General features: G+C 73.6%; 17 protein-coding genes. 8 read left to right on the plus strand and 9 right to left on the minus strand.

Annotated features, from left to right (window positions below; genetic code table 11):
* Window positions 1–676: 4'-phosphopantetheinyl transferase family protein (locus tag A8W25_RS31400; RefSeq protein ID WP_420708544.1), on the minus strand; the 676-nt coding region annotated here is incomplete at its 3' end.
* Window positions 677–684: 8 nt separating this feature from the next.
* Window positions 685–1,527 carry a metallophosphoesterase family protein gene (locus A8W25_RS31405; RefSeq protein WP_067167930.1) on the minus strand — a complete coding sequence of 281 codons (843 nt, stop codon included), beginning with the start codon at window positions 1,525–1,527 and terminating at the stop codon, window positions 685–687.
* Window positions 1,528–1,668: 141 nt separating this feature from the next.
* Here A8W25_RS31405 and A8W25_RS31410 point away from each other — a divergent pair, with 141 nt between their 5' ends.
* On the plus strand, window positions 1,669–2,490 hold the full coding sequence (locus A8W25_RS31410) for a hypothetical protein (protein WP_067167913.1): 822 nt from the start codon (window positions 1,669–1,671) through the stop codon (window positions 2,488–2,490).
* Here A8W25_RS31410 and A8W25_RS31415 read toward each other — a convergent pair.
* The gene (locus tag A8W25_RS31415; RefSeq protein WP_158942846.1) at window positions 2,472–4,592 is read right to left on the minus strand and encodes a BTAD domain-containing putative transcriptional regulator; all 2,121 of its coding nucleotides are present in this window, start codon (window positions 4,590–4,592) and stop codon (window positions 2,472–2,474) included. The two genes, A8W25_RS31410 and A8W25_RS31415, sit on opposite strands and share 19 nt — an antisense overlap.
* A gap of 258 nt (window positions 4,593–4,850) precedes the next feature.
* Between A8W25_RS31415 and A8W25_RS31420 the strand changes: the two genes are divergently transcribed.
* Complete coding sequence (locus tag A8W25_RS31420; RefSeq protein ID WP_158942848.1) at window positions 4,851–6,905, plus strand: sensor histidine kinase; 2,055 nt, start codon at window positions 4,851–4,853, stop codon at window positions 6,903–6,905.
* Complete coding sequence (locus A8W25_RS31425) at window positions 6,898–7,593, plus strand: response regulator transcription factor (RefSeq protein WP_234386757.1); 696 nt, start codon at window positions 6,898–6,900, stop codon at window positions 7,591–7,593. Before A8W25_RS31420 ends, A8W25_RS31425 begins: the two co-directional genes overlap by 8 nt.
* A gap of 183 nt (window positions 7,594–7,776) precedes the next feature.
* Here A8W25_RS31425 and lanL read toward each other — a convergent pair whose 3' ends face one another.
* Window positions 7,777–10,617 carry a class IV lanthionine synthetase LanL gene (lanL, locus tag A8W25_RS31430; protein WP_067167918.1) on the minus strand — a complete coding sequence of 947 codons (2,841 nt, stop codon included), beginning with the start codon at window positions 10,615–10,617 and terminating at the stop codon, window positions 7,777–7,779.
* A 176-nt stretch (window positions 10,618–10,793) separates the two neighbouring features.
* Here lanL and A8W25_RS31435 point away from each other — a divergent pair, with 176 nt between their 5' ends.
* A complete protein-coding gene (locus A8W25_RS31435; protein ID WP_067167933.1) occupies window positions 10,794–11,627 on the plus strand; it encodes a helix-turn-helix transcriptional regulator in 834 nt (277 codons plus the stop codon).
* Between the two features lie 30 nt (window positions 11,628–11,657).
* On the opposite strand, the gene A8W25_RS31440 is transcribed toward A8W25_RS31435, so the two are convergent.
* From A8W25_RS31440 to A8W25_RS31455, 4 genes are all read right to left on the minus strand, one after another.
* On the minus strand, window positions 11,658–12,050 hold the full coding sequence (locus A8W25_RS31440) for an SsgA family sporulation/cell division regulator (protein ID WP_158942850.1): 393 nt from the start codon (window positions 12,048–12,050) through the stop codon (window positions 11,658–11,660).
* A gap of 495 nt (window positions 12,051–12,545) precedes the next feature.
* Entirely contained in the window at window positions 12,546–12,794 is a 249-nt protein-coding gene (locus tag A8W25_RS31445) for a DUF397 domain-containing protein (RefSeq protein ID WP_067167922.1), read from the minus strand.
* Between the two features lie 121 nt (window positions 12,795–12,915).
* The gene (locus A8W25_RS31450) at window positions 12,916–13,419 is read right to left on the minus strand and encodes a hypothetical protein (RefSeq protein ID WP_067167923.1); all 504 of its coding nucleotides are present in this window, start codon (window positions 13,417–13,419) and stop codon (window positions 12,916–12,918) included.
* A 95-nt stretch (window positions 13,420–13,514) separates the two neighbouring features.
* The gene (locus tag A8W25_RS31455) at window positions 13,515–13,973 is read right to left on the minus strand and encodes a nuclear transport factor 2 family protein (RefSeq protein WP_067167925.1); all 459 of its coding nucleotides are present in this window, start codon (window positions 13,971–13,973) and stop codon (window positions 13,515–13,517) included.
* A 121-nt stretch (window positions 13,974–14,094) separates the two neighbouring features.
* Here A8W25_RS31455 and A8W25_RS31460 point away from each other — a divergent pair, with 121 nt between their 5' ends.
* The 4 genes from A8W25_RS31460 (at window position 14,095) to A8W25_RS31475 (ending at window position 20,261) form a co-directional block, all read left to right on the plus strand.
* Window positions 14,095–14,652 (plus strand): TetR/AcrR family transcriptional regulator, encoded by a 558-nt coding sequence (locus tag A8W25_RS31460; protein WP_067167926.1) that lies wholly within the window; start codon window positions 14,095–14,097, stop codon window positions 14,650–14,652.
* Between the two features lie 110 nt (window positions 14,653–14,762).
* On the plus strand, window positions 14,763–18,209 hold the full coding sequence (locus tag A8W25_RS31465; protein ID WP_234386762.1) for a sialidase family protein: 3,447 nt from the start codon (window positions 14,763–14,765) through the stop codon (window positions 18,207–18,209).
* Window positions 18,210–18,293: 84 nt separating this feature from the next.
* The gene (locus tag A8W25_RS31470) at window positions 18,294–19,427 is read left to right on the plus strand and encodes a serine hydrolase domain-containing protein (RefSeq protein ID WP_067167928.1); all 1,134 of its coding nucleotides are present in this window, start codon (window positions 18,294–18,296) and stop codon (window positions 19,425–19,427) included.
* Window positions 19,428–19,655: 228 nt separating this feature from the next.
* Window positions 19,656–20,261, plus strand: a complete 606-nt coding sequence (locus tag A8W25_RS31475; protein ID WP_199831888.1) for a class I SAM-dependent methyltransferase — start codon at window positions 19,656–19,658, stop codon at window positions 20,259–20,261.
* A gap of 13 nt (window positions 20,262–20,274) precedes the next feature.
* Here the strand turns inward: A8W25_RS31475 and A8W25_RS31480 are convergent, their stop codons facing one another.
* The gene (locus A8W25_RS31480) at window positions 20,275–21,000 is read right to left on the minus strand and encodes a TNT domain-containing protein (protein ID WP_067167939.1); all 726 of its coding nucleotides are present in this window, start codon (window positions 20,998–21,000) and stop codon (window positions 20,275–20,277) included.
* Window positions 21,001–21,402: the final 402 nt, after the last annotated feature.

Genomic DNA, 21,402 nt, shown 5'->3' on the forward strand with positions numbered 1-21,402 from the left:
CGACCACGACGGTGGCCACCAGCTCCCCGTCCTCCCCCTCCACCGTGCGCCAGCGCCCGCTGAACACGTCGTGCCGGACGCCGTCGACCACCGGGCCGGGCACCCGCAACGCGCCCGTGAAGGTGCCGCGTTCGGGGTCCGGGGTGATCACGCAGTCACCGAAGTCCAGCCAGCGGCCGGTCAGCGGGAACCACGCCTTGAAGACGCTCTCCTTGGCGCTGAACAGCAGGCGGTCCCAGGCCACGGCCGGATGCGAGACGGCCAGCCGGTCCAGGGTGAGGCCCTCCTCGGGCCGGGTGACCATCGTCCGCACCCCGTCCGGGAGCGGGGCGTTGGGCTCGGCGTCCACGCCGACCGAGGCGATGGCCGAGGTGGGCGCGACGGCGGCCGCGCGGTAGCCGTCGCAGTGCGTCATGCTGCCGACGACGCCGTCCGGCCAGCGCGGGGCGCGCTGCGCCCAGGCCGGGCCCTCCCCCAGGGGCAGGATCGGGCCGGGCGGATGCCCCAGCTGCGCCAGCGCGGTGCGCGCGCACAGCCGTACGGTGGCGAACTCGCGCTTGCGTTTGTCCACCGCCTTGGCCACCAGCGCCGCCTCCTGCGGGAACAGCTCGACCGAGGGCGGGTCCGCGAACAGCTCCGCCACGGCCACCCCGGCCGGGAGCAGCCCGGCGAGCAGCGCGCGGGTCACCATCGCCGCACCGAGTCCGGTGCGGGCAGGACGCGGCAGAGCCCCTGCGGCGGCGCCGACCGGCTGCCCCACTCCCGGGGATAGCCGAGCGACACCTCCAGATGCGGCACCCCGTCGACCTCGATGGCACGCGGGATGTGCAGATGCCCGTAGACGACGGCGGCGGCCCGGTAGCGCACATGCCAGTCGGCGGTGGCCTCCGTGCCGCACCACTGGGCGAACTCCGGATGGCGCAGGATCCGGGTGGGTTCGCGTACCAGCGGGAAGTGGTTGACCAGTACGGTCGGCAGCGCCGGGTCGACGGCGTCGAGCCGCGAGCGGGTGTACGCGACCCGGGCCCGGCACCACGCGTCGCGGCTGGGGTACGGGTCGGGGTGCAGCAGGTGCTCGTCCACGCACACCACTCCGGTGCCGTGGGCGACGGCCAGCGCCTCCTCCTTGGTGTCGGCGCCCTCGGGACGGAACGTGTAGTCGTACAGCACGAAGAGGGGCGCGACCACGACCGGCCCGTCCGGGCCCGGCCACTGGCGGTAGGGGTCCTCCGGGGTCGCCACGCCGAAGTCGCGCAGCCGCTGGACCAGATACGTGTAGCGGGCCTCGCCGCGCAGCTGTACCGGGTCGGCCGGCGGTGTCCACAGCTCGTGGTTACCGGGCGCCCAGACGACGGTGGCGAACCGGTCCGCGAGCTGCTCCAGCGCCCGGAGCACGTCGTCCGCCTTCTCCCCCACGTCCCCGGCGACGATCAGCCAGTCCTCGGACGAGTCCGGCCGCAAGGCGTCGACGACCGCGCGGTTCTCCGCATGGCCGACATGCAGATCACTGATGGCAAAGAGAGTCATGGTGATCACAGCCTACGTGGGGCCGTCCCCCGCCCGGTCCCCGATGGCCGGTTCGGGCCGGGCGGCCTTCCGGCGTACTCCGGGAGTCCGATAGAGGTTCATGCGCCCAACACCCGCCCCCTGCCTGCGGAGGTACGCCCCATGAGCCGTGGACCGAGCCATGCGTCGCCGGGCAAGACCCGCTTCGACGAGATCTACGACGCACCGGACCCCCGCGCCTACTTCCGCCGGCTCGCCCCGCTGGAGTACGAGATCCCGCACCACGCGCAGGAGGTCTTCCGCCGTGACCGGGCCGCCCGGGCCGCGGCCCACGGCCCGGGCGGCGCGGTCACGGTGCTCGACCTGTGCTGCTCGTACGGGATCAACGCGGCGCTCCTCAACCACCACCTCACCCTCGCCGAGCTGTACGCGCACTACACCGGTCCCCGGGTGGCGGAGCTCTCGACGGCCGAACTCATCGTGTACGACCGGGCGTTCTACGCCTCCCGGCGCCGGGCCGACGCGAGCCCGGTCGTCGGCCTTGACGCGGCGAAGCGTGCCGTCGGCTACGCACTCGCGGTCGGGCTGCTCGACGAGGCGTACGCCGAGAACCTGGAGCACGCCCCGCCGAGCGAGCCGCTGCGCCGGGCGGTCGCGCGCACCGGTCTGATCACGGTCACCGGAGGCATCGGCTACGTCACCCACCGCACCTTCGAGGCACTGCTCGGATGCGCGCGGACACCGCTGTGGGTGAGCGCGTTCGCCCTGCGCACCGTCTCGTACGCGCCGGTGGCCTCGGCGCTCGCCGCACACGGCCTGGTCACCGCCTCGGACGCCTCGCGGGCCTATCGCCAGCGGCTCTTCACCGGCCCGGCCGAGCGCGCCCACGCGATCGGGCAGGTCGTGCTCGCGGGCCACGACCCGGCCGGTCTGGAGAGCGCGGGCCGCTACCACGCCCGGCTGTATCAGTCCCGGCCGCGCTGAGCCGGGCGGGCCGGGCCCCTGGCGTGGCGGTCCGGGCGCGGGAACGGCGAGGGCTCCACGTCGATCTCCTCCATCCGCTGGACGTAGAGCAGATGGCGCCGCCGGGCCTCGCCGTGCCGGCCGGCCGCCGCGAGCAGGGCGATCAGGGCGAGATGGGTCTCCTCGTCGTAGGGGTCGCGCTCCAGCAGACGCAGCCGGAAGTGGACCTCGGCGTGGTGGTCCCCCCGCTCGGCCGCCGCCGTGGCGAGCCGGGCGAGCAGTTCCGAGTGGACGGCCTGGGCCTCCTCGCGCAGGGCGACCGCCCACTCGGCGTACGGCTCGTCCTCCAGCACGTCGCCCCGGTAGAGCCGTTCGGCGTCCGCAAGCGCGGCGTAGGCGTGGCCGCCGGAGCGCTCGGCCGGCGCGAGGGCGTGCCGGGCGGCGGCCAGGAAGTCCTGGACGTCCACGCGGAGCCGGGCGATGCCGATGACGTGCTTGTCCGCCGCGATGAAGTGGTCCTGCGGCAGCCGGCGTTCCGGGTCCAGCACCATCCGCAGGATCGACAGCGCCACCGAGAGCCGGTTGGCGCACCTCGCGGGGTCCTCCTCGGGCCACAGCGCCTCCACCACCGCCTCCCTCGGCGTGGGCAGCCCGCGCCGGGCGACGAGGAGTTTCAGCAGGTCGCGGGCCTTCTTCGACTGCCACTCCTCGGGTCCCACCGGGACCCCGTCCCGCAGGACCCGGAAGCCGCCGAGGACCCGTACGGCCGCCGAGGGCCGCAGTGGCGCGGTCGCCCGGTTGAGCAGCCCCGCCGCGTCCGCCGCGCGCTCGCGCACCCCCAACTGCCGCAGCCTGCCCACCGCTTCGCGCAACCGCGGGCCGCCCTCCCCGGACAGCAGGGCGCGGGCGGCGGCCACCCGGGCGACGGCGACGGGACGGCGTGCGGCGGTCCACATCGCCTGGGCGTCCTCCAGGAGCCGTTCGCGTACGTGTGCTTCGCGGGTGCACATCGCCTCCAGCTCCAGGAGCTCCGCGAACACCGGACGGCAGGCCTGGGCGCCGGGTTCGCCCGCGGCCTGGCGGGCCGCCTCGGCCGCGATTTCCGGCCGTTCGTCGGCGAGCGCCACCCAGCCCGCCGCGATCAGCGCCCGGACCCGGGTGCGGCCCTCGCACTGGCCGACCGCGCGCCGGGCGAGCAGGGCCGCGGCGCGCGGCTCCTCGGCACCGCGGGCCAGGGCGAGCCCGGTGAGCGCCGCCGCGAGGACCTGGCGGTCGCCGCACTGCTCACTGCGCACCACCGCCTCCTGGTAGGCGGCCCGCGCCGGGCCGAGGGCGCCGCGCTCGCGGTGGACGTCGCCGAGCCCGAGCAGCGCCCGGGCGCCGAGTGCCGCGTGCCCGGAGGCCTCCCCGAGGCGCTGGTAGCGCGCCAGCGCGCGGCCGAACTCGGCGGCCGCGTAGTCGAGTTCACCCAGCGCCAGATGCGCCGAGCCGCGCAGGCACCCGGCGGCCAGGACGAGCTCCGCCGGCTCGGGCCGGTCGCCGTCCACCGCGAGCGCGGTGAGCGCCGTGTCCAGCCCGGCCAGCACGCGGCGGGCGTCGCCCTGCTCGATGCGCTCCTGTGCGGCGCAGGCGCGCACCAGCAGGACGAGCGTGGGGTCCCCCGACCCGCACGCCGCCTCCCCCGCCAGCTCCCGGTGGTGCTCGGCCACCGCCTCCCGCCCGTCGCAGGCCGCCACCACGGCGGCGACCGAGTGGGTGATCGCCTGCGCGCCCGGGTCGGCGCAGTGGGCGAGCGCCCGCACCGCGCGGCGTGCCGACGCCTGCGCCCGGCGGAGTTCGCCGTGTGCGCGGTACGCGGCGGCGGCCCACGCCAGGGCGGTGATCTCGTCCGGGGTCGCGGCGCCGGTGAGCTCCGTGCGCCGGTGTACCTCCAGTGCCCGCGCGGGCTCCCCGAGCAGGTGGTGCGTCATCGTCAGACGCCCCCCGGCGGCCGCGTCGAGGGTGCCGGTGCGCGGCTCCCCGCCCGCCGCGCCGGCCGGACCCCGCGGACGGGCGGCGCGGGCCGGCTCGCCCCGGCCCGCGGTGGACTCCCGCTTGTGCTCCTCCAACTGAGCCGTACTCATCCGTTCCCCCCTTGCCCGCCCCGTCGGACGGGTCTGATGCGTTCGTACGCCCACGGGTGGGTCCGCCGGCCGCGCTGGTCAGACGCGGTGTGCGGGAGTGTCCGCCTTCCACGCCGCCGGACTCCACCGCTTCAGTGTGCGCATCCGCGCCCCGCCGTGGAATCCGGGCCGCCTCGCTCCCCTATGGAGGCTGTCCGCCATAAGGGTGGTGAGGGAGGCTTTCTGTACAGCGCTCGCGCGGCCCGGGAAAATGGCGGAATGGCGGAGCCTGAGGGACGGCCGATGCGCGTTCTCGCGATCTTCGGCGGGCTGGGTGTGCTCTTCGGGGTGCCGGTCGGTGCGTGGATCTCGGCGGCGCAGACGCTCCCGTGGACCATGGCCTGCATCCTGCCCATCTATGTGGGCGGACTGTCGCTGTCCTGGCACGCCCCACGGCATCCGGTGGCGCGCCGACTGCTCGCGGCGGGGTCGTTCGCCGCGATCGGCATGGCCGTGCGGTTCATGATGGGCAAGCCCCCGGCGACGGGATGGCACGCCACCTCACCGCGCGAGTGGGGGTTCCTGGCCGTCGCCCGGACCTTCGACGTCCTCGCCGCGATCACGATCTGCCGGCTGGTGGCGCTGCTGCCGGACGGACGGATGCGGTACGGCCACGAACGGGTGGTGCTGCGGGCGCTCTGGGTCCTCGTGCCCTACCCCGTCCTGCTGATGGCGCTGCCCATCTCGGACCGCACCCTGCCATGGCTCCTGGTCCAACCCGAGTCCTGGGCACCGGGCCTGGGCGCCGGGCTTCTGCTGCTCCGCTCGCTCCTGGACGCGCGCGAGCGGCGGGCGCGCGGCGCGGAGGCCACGGACCGGCTGTGGCTGATCGCCCTCATCGCCTTCGTGGTGTTCGGCGCCCGCGGCTCGGCCCGGCTGTTCCGGCTGTGGCTGGCCGGCCGGGGCCTCGACTACTTCGTCGGCTCCGCCCTCGGGGCGCTGCCGTACATCACCATCTCGTCCGGTCTGGTGTTCGCCGCCTTCCGCCACCGGCTGCCCGGCATGGACTTCGCGATCCGGCGCTCGCTGGTCTACGGGGTGCTGTGGACCATCATCGGGGCCTGGTACCTGGGCATGACCACGGCGCTCGGGCTGACCGCGGGCCAGTATCTGCCGATCGGTCTCGCGGTGTTCGTGGCGGTCTCCGCGACCATGCTGTTCCAGCCCGTGCACCGCCAGCTCAACCGGCTCGCCGCGCGGAGCGTGTTCGGGGCCCGGCCGTCCAACTTCGAGCTCCTGGTGCAGTGCGGCACCACGCTGGAGCACGCCTACGACCTCAAGCGGCTCGGCCCGCAGCTGGCCGTCACCCTGCGCGAGGGGCTCGATCTGCGCTGGGTGCGGGTGCGTCTCGGCCCCGCGGGCCCCGGGCGGCTGCCGTTCGGGTCCGGGGCGGCCGGGGCGGAGGCGGACAGCGGGCAGAGCCCGTGGGGCGAGGTGCGGCTGCGGTACGGGGAGGAGGTGCTCGGCTCCATCGAGTACGGGCCCAAGGAGGAGGGCCGGTTCACCCCCGAGGACCGGGATGTGATCGAGACGCTGGCCCGGCAGGCCGCGCTCGCCGTCCACAACGCGCTGCTGACCGCGGAGCTGTCCACCCGGGTCGACGAGGTGCAGCGCCAGGCGTGCGAGCTCAACGCCTCGCGCACCCGGATCGTGCAGGCCCAGGACATCGAACGGCGGCGCATCGAGCGGCAGTTGCACGACGGGATCCAGCAGGAGCTGGTCGCCCTGGTGGCCAAGCTGCGGCTCGCCCGCAACCAGCTGTCCCGTACCGGCGACACCGTGCACACCACGCTCACCGAGCTCCAGGACGACGCCTACCGGGTCATCGACGAGCTGCGCGAGGTGGCCCACGGCATCCATCCGCCCGTCCTCACCGACCAGGGTCTCGCGGCCGCCGTGATGTCCAAGGCCCGCCGGCTGCCCATTCCCGTCACCGTGGAGGTGGACCCCGCGGTGTCGGCGGCGCGGTTCGCGCCGGAGATCGAGGAGGCGGCGTTCTTCCTCGTCTCCGAGGCACTGACCAATGTGCTCAAGCACGCCAGGGCCGACGGGGTGACCATCCGGATCGCCCGCGCCGAGGGCTCGCTCTTCCTCGACGTCAGCGACGACGGGGTGGGCCTGCCCGCGGCCTCCCGGCACGGCTCGGGTCTCACCGGGATGCGCGACCGGATCGAGGCGGTCGGCGGCCGGCTCTCCATCGCCGGCCGGCCCGGCGGCGGCACCATGCTCCGCGCCCAGCTCACCGAACGCTCAAGAGAGACGGCCCATGCCTGACGCCCCGGACCGGATGCGCATCGTGATCGCGGAGGACCACTATCTCGTACGGGAGGGAACACGACGGCTCCTCGAGGACACCGGCGAGGTCGATGTGATCGCGGCGGTGGGCACGGCGGAGGAACTCCTGGACGCGGTCGACCGGTTCCGCCCGGACGCGGTGATCGCGGACATCAGGATGCCGCCGAACCACCACACCGAGGGCATCGCCGCCGCGCACACCATCCGGGCCGCGCATCCGGGCATCGGGGTGGTGGTGCTGTCCCAGCACGCCAACGAGCAGTACGCCTTCGCCCTCTTCCAGCAGGGCACCAACGGACTGGCCTATCTGCTCAAGGAGCGCATCGGGGAGCTGGAGGAACTCCTTCGCGCCCTGCGCGAGGTGTCGGCGGGGCGCTCGGTGATCGATCCGCGCATCGTGGAGGTGCTGGTCGGCAGCCACATCCGCACGGTCGACGCGCCGCTGGCGCAGCTGACCCGCCGGGAGCTGGACGTGCTGCGGCAGATGGCGCAGGGCAAGAACAACCGGAACATCGCCGAGTCGCTCTCGCTCTCCGAGTCGACCATCGAGAAGCACGTCAACTCGACGTTCGCCAAGCTCGGCCTGGCCGAGGAGTCCCAGCTGCACCGCAGGGTCACGGCGGTGCTCACCTATCTGCGCTACGGGCCCAACAGGGCTTCCTCGTAGAGCGGTTGTGCCGTCGAGGCCACCGTCGCCGACGCGGGGAGGCGGTGGCGACGGTGGCCGGGACGGCGGGTCAGAACGTGCTGCAGCACGAGCCGGCGGTGGGCGGCGGCCAGGACTCGGAGCCGGGCGCCTCCTCCTCTTCGAGCATCTGGAGAGCGGTCACATCGGATTCCCTCACGGTGTTCACCCCCTCTGCGCGGTGTCGCAGGCCGGCACCGTACCGATGCCGGAGTCTTGGGCGGGGCGGGCGGTGAGCGAGCGGGGGAGCCACAGACGGGGGCCCCCGCAGGCGGACCTCAGCAGGAAGGCGACCACTCCGGACAGGCCGGTGCCGTAGTCGGCCCACACCTGGGTGCCGGTGTCGTCGGGCACGAGGGTGCGGCCGTCGCGCACGACGTTGCGGGCGTACAGGCCCACCGCGAGTTCGGCCGCCCAGCTCCGGTACGCCGGGTCGGCGCAGGCGTCCGCCAGGTCGAGCAGGAACTCCCCGTCCCCGGCGAGGCCGTGGCACTGGGCGGTGCCGACGTGCCGGCGGGAGCGGCGCACGGCCTCGGCGGCCCGGCGCGCGGCCACGAGGAACTCGTCCTCGCCGGTCTCCTGCCAGACCCGCAGCAGGAACGTGCCGATCCCCGAGGAGCCGCTGCACCAGTGCGTCTTGCGCGGGCCGCCCTTCTCGCCGGAGCGCCAGTACGCGGCCCCGTCCGCCACCTCGGCGACGGCGAGCAGCGTCCGGGCGCCCTCGACGGCGAGTTCGGCGGGCGCGCTGTCGCCGGTGGTGCGGGCGAGGGCGAGCAGGAACGCGCCGATGCCCGCGACCCCGTGGGCGAAGCCGTAGTGCACGACGTCGTCGGGGGTGGACAGGATCGCGCGCGGCACCGGCCACAGCAGCCGCCCCTCGCGCCGCCGGGCCGTGGCGGCGAGCTCCGCGCCCGCCTCCTCGGCCCGGTCGAGATAGCGCCGCTCCCGTGTGGCCTCCCAGAACCTCAGCTGGGTCAGCCCGGCACCGGCCACCCCGTGGCAGACGTCGGGAGCGGACCGGCGGACCGGCACCCGGGCCGCCAGTTCCATGGCGTGCCCCAACAGGGGCTCGTCGCCCATCAGCTGGGCCGCGTCGAGCAGCGCCCAGGCGGTGCCGGAGCGTCCGTAGTAGAGGCCGGGCAGGGTGCGCGGCTCACGGCCGACCCGGTCGGCGATCCAGGTGGCGGTGCTCCGTACGGCGTCGAGGACCGCCGGGTGCTCACCGACCTCGTACGCGCGGACGAGCACCCCCAGAACCCCTGCGGCGCCGTGCTGGACGTTGAACGCGTCGGTGGCGCCGCCCACCGGCCCCGACGGCCAGAGCCGGTCCGCCGCCCGCGGGTCGGCGGTGGCCAGCAGATGGTCGATCCCGTCGGCGGTCAGCTCCTTCAGCTCGGGCTCGGACAGGACGCGTCCGCCCGTCGCGGGGGCGGGATCGGCCTCGGTGACGGCGAGGCCGATCCCGCCCGGCGCCGCGGCGGTGGCACGGGGCCCGGCGGTGGCGCCGGCGGCTTCGTCCAGCCGGTCGAGCACCTCGTCGAGGCCGGGGCGCCGGGCCGGGTCGTCGTCGAGCAGGGCCACGATCAGCGGGGCGAGCAGGCGTGCGGCCTCGTTGCCGGGGGCGAGACGGCCGAGCCAGGCGGCGAGGCGGCCGGCGTTGCCGCGCACCCCGGGGTCGTCGGCGGCGAGCAGCGGGTCGACCCCGGTGACGAGGTGGAAGAGGGTCGCGCCGAGGCTGTAGAGGTCGGCGGTCACCGTGGGTGCGGAGCCGTGGCGGGGCGCGTGCACCTGTTCCGCCGCCGCGTATCCGGGGGTGTGGATCCGCACGGCGGGCTCGCCCGGGCGGGCCAGCATCTCCAGGTCAATCAGAAACAGTTCGCCGTCGCCGGTGACCATGACGTTGTTGGGGTTGAAGTCCCGCAGGACCCATCCCTCGGCGTGCACCAGCCGCATCAGACAGGCCAGGGAGCGCGCCCGGCGCAGGGCGTCGACGACGGGGACCCCCCACCGCTCGTCCGTACCGAACTCCAGCCGGTCCACGACCCACTGACGGAGCGTCACACCGTCGACGGCCTCCTGGACCAGGAACAGGTCCCCCTGCTGCTCGAAGAGCGCGACCGGGGCCGGGGTGAAGCCGCTCCCGGCGAACGCCTCCAGCATCGCCGCCTCGTGGCGCCGCAGGTCCCGCGCGTCCCGGCCGGTCAGGGTGGCGGCCGTGTGCGGACGCGCCTGTTTGATGATCACGGGGTCGCCGGTGAACTCGTCGACGCCCCGGAAGACGCCGCCCCCGAAGGCGTGCCGGATCACCCCGCGTACCAGGAAGCGCCCGTCGAGCAGCACCTCGGCCGGGGTGGCCCGGCCCCCCGTGACGGCGGGCTCGCGCCGGGTGAACGGGTCGCGCGGGGCCCACTCGGGCGGCGCGAACCAGGCCCGGCGCCGGTCGGGGACCAGCCGGCCGTCGGGCGCGACCAGCATGGCGCCGCGGATCCCGTCGTCACCGAGCGCGGGCACCCCGGTGAACACCCCGTACCGGTAGTGGACCAGGCTGCCGGGGAAGCAGGGCCGGTCGGAGAGGATCGCGGGGCCGGGCAGCCCCAGGGTCGCCCGGTGCAGCTCGGCGGCCAGCTCCCGCAGCCGGGCGTCGCCCCCCTCGGGGTAGACGGTGAGGAACTTCCCGCCGCCGCCCCGGTCGTAGCGGTGCGAGACGAGGTCGCCGGCCCGGCCGATGGTCCCGGCGAACTTGAACCGGCACCCGTGGCGCACCAGCACCTCCGCGGCCCGCGCCAGGACCAGGGGCGCGGCCAGTGGTGTCGCGGCGACGTGCAGCTTCCAGCCCTGCAGCCGGACGGCCTCGCCCGGCGGCGAGACATGGCACCAGAAGTCCCCCTCGCGCAGCCGCCACGAACCACCGGTGACTGGCCCGACCCCCGTGCGGGCCAGCACCGCTTCCACGATCTCCACGAGCAGCCGTTCGGCAGGCTCGCGGCTCCCCGTCGCAGACTCCATGGCCTCCACTGTGACGGCGGCTCTGTCGGTAGCCTTACGCCCGCCTTGCGGACCCGTCCCGTACAGCGGACCGGGCCGCGGCGACGAGCGGTGACGCCGGGTCCAGCGCGGGTCCAGCGGACCCTGGTACCGACGGTCCCTGGTTCCGGCGGCCGGCGTCCGCCATGATGATGATCATGACGACTGACCGCCGCCAGCTCGCTGATTTCCTGCGCCGCTGCCGTGACCGGGTCACCCCGCAGGACGCCGGACTCCCCGCGGGGCCGCGCCGCCGCACCCCGGGGCTCCGGCGCGAGGAGGTCGCGCAGCTCGCCGGGATGTCCGCCGACTACTACATCCGTCTGGAGCAGGCGCGGGGGCCGCAGCCCTCGCCCCAGATGCTCACCGCGCTGGCCCGGGCCCTGCGGCTGAGCGACGACGAGCGCGACCACCTGTATCTGCTCGCCGGGCACCGCCCGCCCGCCGCGCACTCCTGCGACGGCGAGGTGAGCCCCGGGCTGCTGCATCTGCTCGAACAGCTCGCCGGGACCCCGGCCGTGGTGCTGAGCGACCTCGGTGACGTGCTCGTCCAGAACCCCATGGCGCGCGAGCTTCTCGGCGAGGTGTGCACGGTCACCGAGCACGGCCGCAACGTCGTCTGGCGCTGGTTCACCGAACCGTCCGCCCGCCTCCCGTACCCGCAGGAGGAGCACAGCTACTACAGCCACCTCCATGTGGCGGATCTGCGCGCGGCCGCGGCGCGCCGCTTCGGCGACGCGGAGTCGGCGCGGCTGATCTCCCGGCTGCAGCGCGTCAGTCCCGAGTTCACGGCGCTGTGGGAGCTGCACGAGGTCGCCGTCCGCAGGCGCGACCGGGTCCGTGTGCTCCACCCGGAGCTCGGCCCGTTCGACCTGTTCTGCCAGGTGCTGCTCGCCCCCGAGGGCGATCACCGCCTGGTGCTCTTCACCCCTCCCCCGGGGAGTGCGACCGCGGACCGGCTGGCGCGGTTCGGCGCCTCGCAGCTGCGCTGAGGCGGCGCCGTGCGGGAGGGGCGGGGCGGCTCACTCGGCGCCGTGGTCCAGGCACGGGTACTCGTGGCCGCACCAGCAGCGCCCCTGCACCGGTGTGGTGGCGAGCAGCATCCGGATCACCTCGTCGACGTCACAGCCGTCCAGCTCGCTGCCCTCGGGCACGAGTTGATAGGTACGGGACAGGAAGTCGGCGACGTCCTCGATCTCGGCGAGGAGGTCCGCGCTGCCCTCGTCCGAGTGCAGCCGGATCCGCAGTCCGCTGTCGCCGTACTGCCAGACCCGCACATCTCCGAGGCCGACCGGGCAGCGGGAGATCAGCCCCTCCGCCACGAGATCGCGCCCCATCGTCCATGTCGTATGCATGCCATTGCCGCAGACGAATTCGACCGAAACGGCGAGCGGGTCGGCGGGGTCGTAAGCCATCAAGGCCTCCACGGGGGTCATGGCATCACCCTCGTGCAGTAGTTCGACATACAACGGAACGCAGATCTCTTCCATGTCGCCCCCCTCGTCGGGACAGTCACCGGCGGCCGGTCGCCGGGCGTTGTTCGGTATACGCATCTATGACGTACTCAACGGCCGTGATAGTGACCGACTTCGCGAACAAATTCGCCCCGGGATGTGGAAACTGTGCGTACGGTGTCGCAAATTCGCATGCCCGCACGGATCCCTTACCCCGTACGGCGCCGCCCGATCCCCCCGTCCTACGGGCCGGTAGACCCGTCCCCGCCCCCGTCGCAGCGGTGGCACGGGCTCCGGGGCGGCCTGTGGGGCTGTGTGGTGAAGGCTTCACAACCCCCGCCGCGGCGGCGTCGATTCGGCCGGAACATTGCGTTCAGCAGAACGTCGTGATCAGGACAGCACGCCGCCCGCGGCCGCGTCGGTGGCGGCCGCGGGCGGCGGGGGGAAGCGAGGGACTCAGCAGAACTTGTCCAGCTGTCCCGCTTTCGCCGCGCGCACCATGGCGGCGATCTCGGACCGGGTGTACCTCAGAACCGGTGCCCCGGTGTCCTTCGTATGCGTCACGGCGATCCGGTCGCCGTCCACGGCGAATCCGACGCAATCCTTGGAGTAGTCGAGGTCACTGAATGACGACTTCTCGAATGCGAGGTGAGGGGCATTGCGGTTGACGTATTCACTGACCTCGACAAGACGCGAGTGGTCCACGGAAGAGCTCCTTCGTGCAACGGTGGGGGCTGTTCAGCACGCTACGAGCCCGAGTCCGCGCATTTCTAGTGCTCTTGACAGATGAACGCGTGATGCGCTAGCGACTGCTGGGAGAACAGCCCTACAGGAGCCCGAGGTTGGCGGTGGGCGCGCCGCGCAGCGTCGGGGCGAGCAGTCCGGCCTGCGGCTCGCTGAGCTCGGGCAATCCGAACAGCTCGGCCTGCGGCGGGGTGAGCGGCGCCTCCAGGATCGCCCCCGGGCTCTCCGCGCGCAGCGGCGAGGACGGCGTGGTGACGGCCGCCGAACCGAGCTTGTCGTCGGTGAGCGGATCGGTCAGCGGCGCGTTGAGCAGCGTCGGCGGCAGCTCCGTGGTGACCGGCAGCTTCGGCAGCAGCGGCGACGGCGTCAGCGAGCCGACGACGTGACGCGGCCCGCCCGGGGAACCCGGCATCGGGATCGGTACGCCAGTGCTCACCGAGGGGGCTTCGAACGGCAGCGCCGTGTCCAGACCTTCCAGCGGTACCGTGACGGGTACGGACGACCCGGCCACGGCGGGCGTGACCGCCGCCGCCGTGGCCATGCACGTCATCATGGCCGCGAGGCCGGCCCGCTTGGTGAGCTTCATAGGTACTTCCATCCCTCTGGTTCTCGGATCACTGACGGACAGGTGCCGCCTGGAAGAACGAGACCGCCGGGCCGATCACTCCAAAATTCGCCTGTTCAGCGGAGCGGAAAAGGAACTCCCCGCTCGGAATCGGGGCGTGTTCCGAAGATCCGACGTTCCGATTCGCCGATCCGCACGTCATTGATGCTCGCCTCACGGCGGGCCATCAGACCGTTCTCGTCGAACTCCCAGAGCTCGTTTCCGTAGCTGCGCCACCACTGCCCCGACGCGTCCCGGCACTCGTACTGGAAGCGCACCGCGATGCGGTCGCCGTCGAAGGCCCACAGCTCCTTGCGCAGGGCGTAGTCGAGCTCGCGTGCCCACTTGGCGGTGAGCAGCTCGACGATCTCGGCCCGCCCGGTGACGAAGGTGTCCCGATTGCGCCAGCGGGAGTCCTCGGTGTACGCGAGCGAGACCTTCTCGGGGTCGCGGGTGTTCCAGGCGTCCTCGGCGGCCTGGACCTTCTGCCGGGCGGTGTCCGGATCGAAGGGGGGCAGGGGCGGACGTGCGGTCATGGCGGGCTCCTCGGGGCTGATGGGCGCGAACGGGCGTGACGAACGACGGAGAACGTACGTTCTCCCCGTCCTGCGGCTACTCTAGAGAACGGTCGTTCTCAGTTCAAGGAGTGGTGAGGTCATGGACAGCGCAGTCGCACGGGAGCGGGCGCTCGACGCCGCCGGGACGCTGTTCTACGGGCGGGGCATCCAGAGCGTCGGCATGGACGAGATCCGCGCCGCCTCCGGCGTCTCGCTCAAGCGGCTCTACGCCCTCTTCCCCGCCAAGGAACAGCTGGTGGAGGCGTATCTGGAGCGCCGGGACACGGTGTGGCGCGGGCGTCTGGCGCAGGACGTCGAGCAGTGCGCGGAGCCGGAGGAGCGGATCCTGGCCGTCTTCGACCATCTGCACCGCTGGTTCGGCGAGCCCGGCTTCCGCGGTTGCGCATGGATCAACGCGTACGGCGAACTCGGCGCCTCCTCCGCCCGGGTCGCGGCCCAGGCGCGCGCCCACAAGAGCGCGTTCCGGGAGTACCTGGGCTCGCTCGTCGCGGAGGCGGGGCTGCCCGAGCACCTCGCCGGCCCTCTGACGCTGCTGGCCGAGGGCGCGATGGTGACGGCCGGCATCTTCCACAGCGCCGAGCCCGCGCTCCAGGCCCGCGAGGCGGCGGCGGCTCTGGTGTCGGCGGCGCGGGGCTGACGCACCGGCGCCCCTCGGCCGACCGGCCGACGGTGTGCGCACATCTTCACAGGCCGTTCAGCGGCTGGTCACCGGATGTTGGTCGAATCCGGTACCGGACGATCATCACCATGATCCCCATGTCGTTCACCCCGTACAACCCACCCGCATCACGCGGCGCTCGCGTCGCACGGTGCGGACCCTCGCCCGCCGGGGCCGTCGCCGGGCTGGTCGCCCTCGTCGTCGCGGCCGTCTCCCTCCTTCTCGCCGCGCCGGTCTCGTACGCGAGCGGCCCGCTGGCGTCCTCGCGCGCCCTCGTCGGCGCCGAGCAGGTGCTGTTCCGCTCCGGTGTGGGCGGTTACGGCTGCTACCGCATCCCGGCCCTGGTGAAGACGAAGGCGGGCACCCTGCTCGCGTTCGCCGAGGGGCGCAAGTCCCCCACCTGCGCCGATCGCGGTGACATCGATCTGGTGATGCGCCGCTCCACCAACGACGGCCGCACCTGGGGCCCGGTCCATGTGGTCCTGGAGGGCAGCCCCACCGACGGTACGGCGCCCTTCACCCGGGGCAATCCGGCGCCCGTGGTGGACCGCGAGACCGGCTCGGTCTTCCTGCTGACCACCTCCAACGAGCAGACGCCGACCGGTCCCCGGCTGCCCTGGGTCCAGCGGAGCGACGACGACGGGGTGAGCTGGAGCGCACCCAAGGCGCTGCCGACGTTCAGCGGCGCCAACACCGGCTGGTTCGCCACCGGCCCCTCGCACGGCGTCCAGCTGACGGCGGGCGCGCACGCCGGACGGCTGGTCGTCGGCGCCCACCAGAACCCCGACGCGACCACGCGCTACGCGGGCGTCCTCTACAGCGACGACCACGGCGCCACCTGGCAGGCGAGCACCACCGCCAACTCCTATGTGGCGGGCGCGGTCAAGCCCGGCGAGGTCTCCGTGACCGAACTGCCGGGCGGCGGTGTCTATCTGGCGGCCCGCAACGAGATCGGCGGCAGCGCCAACCACCGCACCCGCGCGGTGAGCACCGACGGGGGCACCACCGTCCCCGCCTCGACGGTCGTCCCGGGCCTGATCACCCCGGAGGTGCAGGGTTCGGCGCTCACACTGCGCCAGACGTATCAGCACACACCCGGTGACACCATGGTCTTCTCGGCGCCGTCGGACCCCTCCGACCGCAAGCTGATGAAGATCCGTTACTCCACCGACCAGGGCACCACATGGACGGCCGCCTCCAACGGCCTGATCAGCAACGACCGCGCCTCCTACTCCGACCTCGCCGAGCTCGACAGCGGTGAGCTCGGCCTCCTCTACGAGGGCGGCCCCAGCAACTCCGCCGACGAGATCCGCTTCAACGTGACCACGCCGGGCGCCCTCGGGATACCGGGTACCTTCACCGGCAAGGCCTCCCCGCAGAAGAGCCCGGCGGCCGGCCGCACCAGCCCGGATGCGGGGCCGGACGCCAACGACGCCTACCTCCAGGGCAACGCGGCCCTCGCAAGCGGCCGGTTCGGGCAGGGCCTGGTCCTGGACGGTACGGGCGACTACGCCGACGTGCCGTACGGCAGGAGCATCGACCCGGGCGCGGGCGACTTCACGTACTCGCTCTGGTTCAAGTACGCGGCGACGACCGCGAGCAAGCAGCAGGCGCTGTTCTGGGCGTACGGGCAGGGCAGCACCAAGCCGCAGGTGTGGCTGCGCACCCAGCCCGCCGACGACCGGCTCTACGCCTGGGTGCAGGGCGCGGGCGGCGGTGCCTGGCTGACGCTGGCCGACCCCTCGTCGGGTGTGGCGTTCGGCGACGACCAGTGGCACCACGCGGCGCTCGTCCGCTCGGGCGCGCAGATCCGGCTCACCGTCGACGGCACGGTCACCGGGACGGCGGCCGGCGTGTCCGGCTCCGTCACGGACGCACCGCAGAACGGCGTCGAGGGCATCCGGATCGGCGCCAAGTCCGACACGGGCGTGAGCGACGCGTTCGGCGGTGCCGTCGACGAGTTCCGGCTCTACCGCACGGCACTGACGGACGCCCAGCTCACCCAGGTCCGCGCCAACGCCACGGAGCTGGACACCGAGGCCGCCACCCGTTCGCTGGGGGCACGGCTGCCCCTCCAGGTGATCGACACGGCGGTCGTCCCGGACCGGCGCCGCATCACCATCGAGGACGACGTCTCCGGCCACTGCGCCGGCGGCACCCTCCTCGGGGGCGTGCCGACCCTGCCGACGGGCCGGATCGGATCGCTGGCGGCGACCGTCGACAGCACCCATCCGGGCACCGAGACCGGGTTCTCACCGACGCTCGACGTCGGCGCGGACGACTTCACGTACTCCCTCTGGTTCCGGTACGCGGCGGGCTCCACCTCCCCGGACCAGGCGCTGGTGTGGGCGTACGGGACGGGCGGCGGCAGTCCGCAGCTGTGGGTGCGCGCCCAGCCGTCGCAGGACCGGCTCTACGCCTGGGTGCAGTCGGACACCGGCTCGGTGGCCGTCGCGCTCCCGGACACCACGTCGACGCGGTCGTTCGGGGACGGCACCTGGCATCTGATGACGCTGACCCGCTCGGCCGACAAGGTCACGCTCGGCGTGGACGCGCGGACCCCGGCCACCGTGAGCGGTCTGAGCGGCTCGCTCACGCCCGCGCAGGGCAGCGGCCAGCAGGGTGTGCGGGTCGGCTCGAAGCTCGACAACACCAGTGTGTTCGACGGTGACGTGGACGAGTTCCGGATCTACCACCGGGCGCTCACGACCGCCGAGGTCTCCACGGTCGCGGGTTCCACCGCGGGTTCGTCCGGCTCGTACCCGGCCGATCCGCCCGCGCTGTGGTGGTCGTTCGAGAACCAGTACACCGGCGCCAAGGACGTGGTGCGGCCCGCGGCGGGTCCGGCGACCCCGGACTCCACCGTCCACTGCGGCCACGGCCTGGTGCGCGGCGGCGCGGCGACGACGCCGGGGAAGTTCGGCGACGCGCTCGCCTTCGACGGCTCCGACGACGCCGTGGACCTGCCGTACGGAGCGGCCACCGCGCTCGGCTCCGCCGACTTCACCCTCAGCACCTGGCTCAAGTACTCGGCCGCCAGCGGCAGTCCGGACCAGGTCCTGGTGTGGGCGTACGGGAGCGGCGCATCGGAGCGGCAGATCTGGCTGCGGGCCCAGCCCGCGCAGGACCGGCTGTACGCGGCGTTCGAGACGGACACGGCGACCACGGTGGTCGCGGCGGTGGACGGCTCGGCGGCGGACGGCTTCGGTGACGGGGCCTGGCACCACGTGGCCCTGGAACGGGCGGACGGACAGCTCCTGCTGATCGTCGACGGGCGGACACTGGGCAGTGCGGCGGCCCCGGCGGGCTCGGTGACCGCGAGCGACACCTACTCCGTGGACGGCTTCCGGCTGGGCGCCAAGACGGACGGGACCAACCCGCTGACCGGCGCGCTCGACGAGTTCCGGATCACCCGCAAGGCGCTGTCGGCCGACGAGCTGACCACGCTGCGGACCCAGAACAGCCTGCCGGGGACGGCCACTTCGACGTGGCTGCCGTTCCAGGTGATCACGGGATCGGAGTTCGCGAGGATGTAGCCAGTTAGCCTGGCGGTACGACATGGGTGGCCGTCCGTCGCGCCGCGCGGCGGGCGGCCACCGGCGCGAGTGGGGAGCAGTGGGATGACCGAGGCACGACCGCGCAACGCCGCCCAGACCCGGGCCCAGGAGATCCTCGACGAGGCGGTCTCCTCCGGCGAGGAGACGGGCGTCCAGGTGGCGGCCTGTCTCGACGGCGAACTCGTCGTCGACGCCTGGGCGGGCCTGGCCGACGTCGAGGGCGCGCGGCCGATGGAGGCGGAGACGCTGGTGCCCGCCTGGTCGACGGGGAAGGGGGTCGCGGCGGCGCTGGTGGCGGTTCTGGTGGACCGAGGCACGCTGGCGTACGACACCCCGATCGCCGCCCACTGGCCGGAGTTCGCGGCCCGGGGCAAGGAGCGCATCACCCTCGGCCAGGTGCTGTCGCACTCGGCGGGGCTGCCGCAGCTGCCCGCCGGGGTGACGCCGGAGGAGCTGTTCGACGTGCCGGCGATGGGCGACTGGCTGGCGGGGCAGGCACCGCTGTGGGAGCCGGGCACAGCGAGCGGATACCACGGCTGGACGTACGGCGTGCTGCTCGCCGAGACCCTGCGCCGGGCCACCGGCCGTACCTGCGACGCACTGCTGAGGGACGAGCTGGCCGGGCCGCTGGGGGTCGCCGACTCGCTTCTGTTCTCGGTCCCGGACCCTCTGCTCGACCGGGTGGCCCTCTGCTACGACGGCGGCTGGTCGGACTATCTGGACGGGATGCCGCACGACTCGCCGTTCCTGGTCTTCGCACCGCGGCCGGTGCTGCCGGTGGCCGCACTCGCCAACCGCGCCGACTACCGCCGGGCCGCGCTCCCGGCCAACGGGACGATGACGGCCCGCGCCGCGGCCCGGATGTACGCGGCGCTGGTCTGCGGCGAGCTCGACGGCGTACGGCTGGTGTCTCAGGCCACCCTCAAGGAGGCGACGACGCCGAGGACATCGGGCGAGGACCGCTCCCTGGGCTTCCCCCTCCTGAAGGGCTACGGCTTCATGCTCGGCGGCGCGGGCTCGGTGGTCCGCTCCCCCGACGGCGGCTTCGGCACCAACGGCTCGGGCGGAAGCGCCGCCTCCGGCGACCCCGCCCACCGCTTCTCCTTCGCGCTGACCAAGAACCGGATGAGCCTGAACGGCCTGGACAAGCGGCTCATCAAGGAGGTGCGGGCGGCGCTGGGCATCACGCGGGGCTGAGAGCCTGTCTTTGAACCCCCGTCGTCCGCCCGGAGGGCGGGCGCAGCGGCGGTCGGTGCGTGCGATCGGCGTGCGGTGTCCCAGGTCATGTGGCGGAGCCACCTGTCCTGGGACACCGTGCGGCGAGCGTGCGTGCCGGGCGTCGGGGCGCAGACGGGGGTTCAAAGACAGGCTCTGAGGATCTCCTTCGCGGTGAGCCGCCCCGCACTGATCGTTTAGCCTGACCGGGTGAACGACACCGTGGCGGGGACGCAGGGGTACGGCGTGGAGGCCGACGCGCTGGCCGAGCAGTACGAGAGCGTCACCTTCGAGGAGGTGCACGGCGCGCTGCTGCACCTCTATCCGGCCTCGCCCGTACGGGCCCTGGACCTCGGCGCGGGGACCGGGCGGGACGCGGCGGCGCTGGCCCGGCTCGGCCACACCGTCACGGCCGTCGAGCCGACCGCCGAACTGCGTCTGCACGGCGAGCGGTTGCACGCGGACACCGCCCTGACCTGGCTGGACGACGCACTGCCCGATCTGCCGGTGCTGGCCGGGCGGGGCGAGCGGTTCGGTCTGATCCTGCTCACCGCGGTGTGGATGCACCTGGACGCCGCGGAGCGCGCCCGGGGCATGCGGACCGTCGCCGCGCTGCTGGCCCCCGGCGGCACACTGGCGATGACCGTGCGCAGCGGCCCGGTGCCGTCCGGGCGGCGCATGTTCGACGTGCCGGAGGACGAGACGGTCGCGCTGGCCGAGGCGGCGGGGCTGCGAGTCGCCCACCGGGGCGGCCGCGCCGATCTGCACGGCCGCCCCGGGGTGCGCTGGTCCGAGCTGGTGTTCAGCGCGCCCTAGCGGAAAGGCGCGCTCAGCCGCCCGCCACGCCCGCCAGCGCGCTCCTGGCCGCCGCCGGGTTGTTCTCCGCCTTCAGATACCCGTGGTCGAGCAGCCACTTCACATTGAGCCTCTGCCCCTCGCCCGGGTCGACGAACGCCGGGTCCAGCTTCACCTGTTCGCCGCCGCCGCGCTGCTCGAACCAGGGCGCGATCCGGCCCTCCCAGACGGTGAAGCTCCTGGTCACCTCGTACGCGTGGTAGGCACACGGGTAGGCGGTCTCACGGGTGATCAGGCTCTGCGGCGGCAGCGCCCGGCGGCCGTAGCCCGCCCCCGCCGGGGCGAGGAAGGCGCCGTACTCGGAGCCGAAGCGGTCCAGGTCCTCGCCGACGCGCAGCCGCACCGCCCGCTTGTCGAGACTGCCGTCGGGGCGGTTGGCGAAGCCGTCGTTGGGCGGGTACTTCCAACTGCCCGCCGTACTGTCCCAGTAGGTGGCGAGGAACGCCGTGGGGCTGAGGTGCCCGGTGCGGTGGTAGCCGAGCACCAGCGGGCCGACCGGGTCCTGCCAGGGCTTGGGCAGATACTGCGGGCCGAGCCGCTCGTCGCCCTGGTAGGTGCCCGAGCAGGCGGCCGGGGCCACCGGTCGCGCCGCGCCCGTGGTGCTCGCGGCCGTGTCCCCGGCGGGTGCGGCGGCCTGGGCGGGGGCGGCGCCGAACAGGACCGTCGCGACGAGCGCGGCCCCGGAAGTGCCCGCGCCCATCAGGATCCGCAGCCTGCTGAAACGATTCTTCAAGTGATCCTCCGGAGACGCCAGGGCAAGGTGATGAGCCCTCACATCTAGTGCGGTTCGGATCAGTTGGGCATCCCGTACGGGCAAGTAGGCCGAAAGCCCGCACGGCTCGGCCAAAAGCGCACTGTTGTGCCCTGACGTGGTGCGTGGCGCCCGGCGGCACGTGGACGGCAGGCCCTCGGGGGTACTTGACGTGTCACCCCCGAGGCGCTTTCATCCAGCCAGTGCGGGGCCTCAGTGCGGCCCGGCGCTTCGAGAGGTGCGCCCAGCCGGTAGCGGATCCCGACCCGATCCGGAGTCCGGCCCGAGTCGCCAGGACGTGTGTCCCGCGTCCGAGGCGGGGCGCACCCGCTAAGGGATGGACGACCATGC

Origin of the sequence: Streptomyces sp. ERV7 (assembly GCF_001653515.1) — a bacterium.
Classification (GTDB): domain Bacteria; phylum Actinomycetota; class Actinomycetes; order Streptomycetales; family Streptomycetaceae; genus Streptomyces.